Source organism: Streptomyces hirsutus, from assembly GCF_001418415.1.
Lineage (GTDB): Bacteria > Actinomycetota > Actinomycetes > Streptomycetales > Streptomycetaceae > Streptomyces > Streptomyces hirsutus.
In genome coordinates this window covers 1-6,166 of record NZ_LIQT01000571.1, presented here as the reverse complement: position 1 = coordinate 6,166, position 6,166 = coordinate 1, and the positions used below count along the sequence as shown (strand labels likewise).

Annotated in this window: 4 protein-coding genes and 2 pseudogenes; all 6 read right to left on the bottom strand. The window is 70.3% G+C overall.

All coding sequences use genetic code 11. From position 1 onward, the window contains the following. A partial coding sequence (locus AOK11_RS34675) for a DnaB-like helicase N-terminal domain-containing protein (protein ID WP_055597628.1) occupies window positions 1-1,070 on the bottom strand: 1,070 nt, incomplete at its 3' end. Next, complete coding sequence (locus tag AOK11_RS34670; RefSeq protein ID WP_107098757.1) at window positions 1,070-2,344, bottom strand: DNA cytosine methyltransferase; 1,275 nt, start codon at window positions 2,342-2,344, stop codon at window positions 1,070-1,072. The genes AOK11_RS34675 and AOK11_RS34670, both read right to left, overlap by 1 nt. Then, window positions 2,341-3,204 carry an adenine nucleotide alpha hydrolase family protein gene (locus AOK11_RS34665; protein WP_206188986.1) on the bottom strand — a complete coding sequence of 288 codons (864 nt, stop codon included), beginning with the start codon at window positions 3,202-3,204 and terminating at the stop codon, window positions 2,341-2,343. Before AOK11_RS34665 ends, AOK11_RS34670 begins: the two co-directional genes overlap by 4 nt. A gap of 174 nt (window positions 3,205-3,378) precedes the next feature. After that, window positions 3,379-4,206, bottom strand: a complete 828-nt coding sequence (locus tag AOK11_RS34660) for a hypothetical protein (RefSeq protein ID WP_055597627.1) — start codon at window positions 4,204-4,206, stop codon at window positions 3,379-3,381. 40 nt (window positions 4,207-4,246) lie between these two features. Next, window positions 4,247-5,789, bottom strand: a pseudogene (locus AOK11_RS34655) (type IV secretory system conjugative DNA transfer family protein); the annotation flags it as partial. Window positions 5,790-5,979: 190 nt separating this feature from the next. Then, window positions 5,980-6,166 (bottom strand): annotated as a pseudogene (locus AOK11_RS44190) (SPDY domain-containing protein); the annotation flags it as partial.

Genomic DNA, 6,166 nt, shown 5'->3' with positions numbered 1-6,166 from the left:
GGTGAGGTTCGGGAGTGGGCGGGCATGGTTGGTGGCGTGGGATGGTTGGCCCGCTCCCAGCGGGTGCGCAGCGAGGTGAGGTCTGCCAGTGCGCGACGGCTGCCGACGACGAGCTGGTACGGGGTGGTCGCCGGATCGTCGGTGAACGCTGCGATGCGCGCGCCTACGCGATGTGCGGTCGCGAGGACGGCGCGCTTGAGGATGCGTTCGCCCCAGTAGGGGGGCGAGCCGCCGGGCGGCGTATCGAGGAGGTCGAGCAGCTCCCGGGGCGTGATCTCCGCGGTGAGCAGGCCCTTGTGCTGGGCCTCCCACAGGACGGTGACCGGGTCGACGGGAGCACCGCGCCGGGTCAGGGCGGTCAGGCACTGCCACAGGCCGGCGTGAAGCGGGTGGGTGATGTCCTGGGCGGTCAGCCAGCGCATCTGCTCGGTCTCCGCGGGGTGCGCGATCGCGGTCGCCAGCAGTGACCGCTCCTCGTCGAGTGCTTCTTCGTCGTGGCCGCTGAGCGTGCCGCCGGGTGGTGGCGCCGGCGTGCGGGGCAGGGAACCGGGGTGCGCCCGAAAGCGGGCCGCGAGGTCGTCGGCGCAGCGGGCGAGGGCATCGGCTTCGGCGAGGGCCGCGGAGACGGGCTGGGGGAGCGTGGTGTCTGTCGCGGTTTGCTTGAGGCGGTGGGCGTGCAAGCGCAGGGTGCGGCGGGCGTGGTCGGTCTCGACCATCCGCGCGTAGGCGGGTGCGTGCTTGGGCCATGGGCAGATCTGGACCAGCGTGTGCAGGTAGGAGGCGGTCAGTCCGCGGGTGTGCTTTCGGGCGGTGGTCAGGACCGCGGTCAGCCAGCTGGCGTCCTTGGCGTGTCGGCCGGGATCGGGGGTCGGCAGCGAGCGGATCGCGGCGAACAGGGCGCCATGGGCGTGCTGGGCGAAGGAGTCGGGTTCGACTCCGGTGATGTCGGGGAGACGGTGGGGTTCAAGGAGGAGGGCGCCGAGGAGGGCCTGCTCGGCGTAGTACACCGGCCGCGGTTCAGGCAGCGTGTCGAGGCCCTCGTCCTTGTCGGGAGCGTGGTCGGGGAGCATCAGGCGGCGAGGGTGAAGTCGTCGGGGTTGAGCGGCACTCGGAGGTGCGGGGCGAGGAGGTGGGCGGCGAGTAGCGGGGGCACGGCGTTACCGATCTGGGAGAACTGCTGGCCCTTGTTTCCTTGCCAGGGGTAGTCGGCGGGGAAGGTCTGCAGGACGCCGGCCTCCCGGGCAGTGATCCGGATCGGCTCCGGGGCCGCAGGGGGCTCGCCCTCGGACGGGACACCGACGGGCTCGGCGACCCAGGTGCACTCGTTCGCGCGGTGCCCGAAGAACAGGGTCCCGGCGGGCTCGTCCAGCGGCCGGACGGTGGCGTTGGCCTGGTTGTTGCTGCGCAGTGCCCACTTCCAGTGGGTGGCCTTGCTGGTGAACATGGGCGCCGGGCTTCCCGCGGGGGTAGCCGATCGGGTGCCGTGCCGCGCGGCCCAGCCTGCTCCGCGGGTCTGCGGTTCGAGCACCACCTCCGTGGGAGCCGCCTGCGGGCGCCACAGACCTCGCTTACGGGCGTTGGCGAGACTCTGGCGTGAGCCGGAAGGGAAGGGCTCGGGGCCGCCGCCCGGTCCGCCCCCGGCGCACACGGTGGGGACGGGCCGCTCGGTGGCGCCCCAGCCGAGGGCCTCCGCCATGCTGACCCACCGGGCGCGGCCCGGCCCGAACAGCGACTCGGGCTCGGCGGCCTGGGCGTGGGTGGGCGCGGGCGGCTCGGCTGTACGGATACGGGAGGCGAGCAGGATCGCCCGCCGCCGTGTCTGGGGGACGCCGTAGTCGGCGGCGTTGAGGATGCCCGTCCAGACGGAGAAGCCCCAACGGCGCAGAACGGTCGCGTACTGCCGCCACAAGGGCAGAACGTCAGGAACCTCCTCCATGGCGACCCACTCGGGTTCGCCGACCGCATTCAGGGCATGGAGGTAGCGCATCGGTTCGGCGGCCAGCATGCTGCGTTCGTCCCGGCAGGCGGCCAGCAGCTTCTCGCGGGTGTCCCGCCCGGCAGCCAGGTCTGAGACGGCCTGGTGTACCAGCGGCTGGTCCACCAGACCCAGGCGCTTGCCGGCCATCGACCATGCCTGGCACGGCGGGCTCGCGATCAGCCCCCACGTTCGGCCGACCCACGGCCACGTCGGGTACAGCGCCACGTCCGTCCGGATGGTCAACTGGCCCGCGACGGCGCGGGTCTTGCAGGCCCACTTGTCCCACTCCAGGCCGACGTCCCGAGCACCCAGCACGGTCAGGGCGTGGCTCCAGCCGCCCGGACCCGCGAAGAGGTCGAGGATCAAGAGGCCAGCCCGAAGTCGTCCTGCGCCGACGCGTCCGCATCTCCCCGGCATGCCCAGGGCGAGCACCCGTCGGCCACGCCGTGCTCCAGCTCGTACACGTCCGCCGGCTCGCTCTGGAGAGCTGCTCGTTCGGCGGCGGTGACGTGGTCGATCGGTGCCTCACTGAGGGGCACGCGCGAGCGGTGGAGGAACGCCTGGCCGAGCAGCTTGTTGCCGGCGGCGTTGGCCCGGGCGTTGCCCTTTCGGATCGCGGCGTCGAATGCGACGACGTCCTGCCATTCTTCGGGGCTCGTGTCGCGGATGCGGCGCCATTGCGCGTTGCCGTGGAAGGGGCATCCCAGGCACGACGATTTCGGTGTGTCCGCGAGGCCGAGCGACGCCAGGTAACGGACACAGTCGCTGCGGGACAAACCCATCTCGATCAACGGATGGACGTTCTTCATGTAGCGGACGTCGGCGTCCTTGGCGCGATGGAATTCGTCCGTCGAAATGCCGATCCACTGCTCGACGAACACGTCCTTCGGGATGCGCTGCGGATAGGGGTATCCAAGGAGTTCGCGGACCTTCTTCTTGATCGGCTTGATTTTGTACTCACCAGTGCACTGGCGCCTGGTCATGCCCTGCTTCCCGTCCTGGTTCAGGATGTAGAGAGGCATGGAGGCGAATCGGTGATCCGGGTCGAGGGCGTCGTCGCGAATGCTTCCGGCGGAGACACGCAGCACCGGGATTCCGGCGGGCATGGCTATCTCTGTCTCCAGGCGGCCGAGGTGCTCATATACAGCAGCCGGTTCCCAACCTGTGTCGGCGAAGATGGCGTAATCGACCTTCGGGAGGACGCCTTCGGCGGAAAGAGCGAGCATGGCGCTGGACTGGACTCCCGCGCCGAGTGATATGGCGCGGAACTGCGGAATGGCGGAAATGGTAAGTCCTGACGGTGAGATGGCGGGGAGAGTGGGCCGGCGCTCAGCGCTGCGTATGGAGTGCGTGGGAGATGACGGCGACAAGAGCGCCCGCTTCATCCGGGCGCAGGCTGCTCATCGGCGCCTCCCGCCCGGCTTGCTGGGTGCGGGTGCCTTGCCCGGTGATGCTGAGGGCGTCGGTCCGGGCCGCTGGGTGTCCAGCACCAGCTTTCCGGCGGCCGTGACCGTGATGTCCTGGCCAGCGATGGCGGAGTGCTGTGTGTCGATCCGGATCAGGCGGTGCTTCTCCAGCACGGCGAAGGGTGTGGCGTGGATGCTGCTGCCGTCGCCGGCCATGACGCTCCTGCTTCCGCCTCGACGCTCGTAGCGGCGGGCGCCGCCTTGGGCGATCTTGTCGAGCGCCGTGTACTGGGCGTTGGTCAACTGCGGCAGTGACGAGCGGTGTTCTGGGTGGTCCTTCAGATCGCGGGCGATCCCGGCCGCCGTGTACTGGCAGCACGTCGCGCACAGGTCGAGGTGGTGGGCGGCCGTGGTCAGGCTCTCGGCCAGGAGGGGCCTGGCCTCGGCGTGCCGGGCTTGGTGCACGGCAGCGTCGTCGATCGGTGGGCCTCCGGCGAAGGCAGCGGCTTCGAGCGGGTTGTCGGCCACGGCTCTCGCCAGCTGCGAAGCAGCGAGAGAGCCGGAGGCGATGACCTCACTGAGCGTCTCCAGGGAGGAACGACTGCCGGGCACGGCCGTGTACTGGCTGCCATCGAGCACGGACAGGCGGACCAAGGCGCGGCCGACGAGCTCGTGGATGGCGAGGATTTTGGGACCGACCTGCTGCAGTATCTCGCTGCCCGGTTGGGCGTTCAGGGCGGTGACGGTGGTGTGCAGGGCGGCGAAGTCGGCGCCGAGCTTGCGGAGATGGTCGATCTGCGCGGGCAGGTCAATTTGGCGCATGGTGATGGTGGGGCTCCGGTGGAGTGGCGAGGCGCTGTGATCAGGTCGCAGGGCCGAAGTCGTCCTGTATGAGAGCGTGCTTGGCGACGGCGCGGGTGGTGATGGCCTTCGAAGCGCGGGCGGAGGCGGCGGACAGTTCGTCGGCGCCGGGCTCCAGGTACCAGGGGCGCAGGTCGAGCATGGCGGCGCGCATGCCGGTGGCGAAGCACAGGGCGGTGCCCTTGGGCAGGGCGCGGATGGCGTCGGCGGGCAGGATCCGCTCCTGGCGCATCGACACCGAGGTGGACTTGCCGGACTCGGAATGGGAGGTGGAGGTGGTCTCGACGTCGTGGTCGCCGATCAGCCGGGACAGCTTGTCGGCGAAGTCCGGGTCGTCGATGCCGGATCCGATGACCTTCACGGTGGAGGCGGACCACATGGCGTCCATGCCGGCGTCGCCCCAGACCTTCTGGCCCTGGCGGTAGGACTGCAGGATGGTGATGGGGATGATGCCGCGGCTGCCGAGGTGGGAGTACAGGTCCGGCAGGTCAGAGATCTTGCAGACGTTGGCGGCCTCGTCGAGGATCGCGAGCATCGGCGGGTCGAGGCGTCCGCCGGCGCGCTCGGCCTGGGCGGTCGCGGCCCGCATCACGGAGTCCGCGCACGCCGCGATCAGCGCACTCGCTCCGCCTCCGCCGTCCTTGCTCAGCAGGTAGAGCGTGTCGGTGGAGGTGACGAACTCGGTCGGTTTGAACTCGGGGACGTTCTTCTGTGGGGTGACCCAGGCGGCGATCTCGGAGTTGAGTAGGGCGGCGGCGTACTGGCGGGCGGTCTCGTAGATGCCGTCGCGGGTCTCGGGCGGGCCTTCGACGGTGCCCTTGAGCTGGGCGGCGACGGCGGTGAAGCCGTGGTCGCGGAGGATGTCCAGTGGGGTGCGGTCGGCGGGGAAGGCGAGCCACTGCATGACGTCGGTGATGGGCCGGTCGTCGAGGGCGGCGGCGAGGAAGAGTTGGGACAGGATGTTGGATCCGGCCTTGGACCAGAAGTCGCCCTGCTGGGAGGCGTCCACGCTCGCGGCGAGGAAGTGCCCGGCCAGGCGGCCGGCACCGTCCAGCGTCTTGGCGTCCGCGAGGGGGTTCCACCACATCTCGCGGGACGCGTGGGCGATCTGCTGTGGGTCCATCGACCACCCCCGCCCCGCCGTGGCCCGGGCGTCGAGGGTCGTGGTGTACGCGTCGCCCGCCGCCTTGTTCGAGGTCAGCAGGACCGGGCCGGGCGCGTTGAGGATCGAGGGGATTGCCAGCGACGTGGTCTTGCCGGAGCGCGGGGCCATGATCGCAACGGCGACGTCCTCGTACCCCATGCGGACCTCGTGCTTCGTGCCCTGCAGGTTGCCGAGGAGGATGCCGGTGTCCTTGGCGTCGATGCGCTTGGCGGTCTTCAGGCTCGGCCGCAGGGAGCGGGCCTTGTCGGTGATGGCCTTGGCCATCAGGGGCTCGATGTCCTTGGGCTTGGCCATGCCGGCGATCTTCTTCTTCCGTCCTCCACTGGTCTTGTGGCGCGACCACAGGACGACGGCTGCGGTGGCGAGCGCGAGCAGCGCGNNCAGGGCTGGCTGGCCAGCCAGGCGGTGATGTTGCCGGACAGCCAGGCGAGGTGGGACAGGGGGACGACGATGGCGGCCACGCCCAGGAGGAGGCGGAAGGCGATGTCGTAGCCGTCGGAGGGCTTGTTGGTGGAAGGGGGCAAGGGCGATGTGCTTCCGGGCGGAGGACAGAGGGCGGGAGGCGTGGGTCAGCGGGTGCGGCTCGGGTGGGCAGGCGGGCATCGTGGGGTGCTCGGGGCCGCTGGAGGTACGCCATGGCGGGTGGCGAGTGTGCGGATGCGGTTCTCCAGGGTGAAGGCGATCAGGTCGACAGGCACGTTCGCCTCGGTCCGTGTGATGCGGTTCGGGTCGATGGTCTCGGGAGGTAGGGGCGTC

Coding starts and splice junctions, on each gene's coding strand:
- AOK11_RS34665 (WP_206188986.1), bottom strand. CDS start 3,204: ATGCTCGCTCTTTCCGCCGAAGGCGTCCTCCCGAAGGTCGATTACGCC.
- AOK11_RS34660 (WP_055597627.1), bottom strand. CDS start 4,206: ATGCGCCAAATTGACCTGCCCGCGCAGATCGACCATCTCCGCAAGCTC.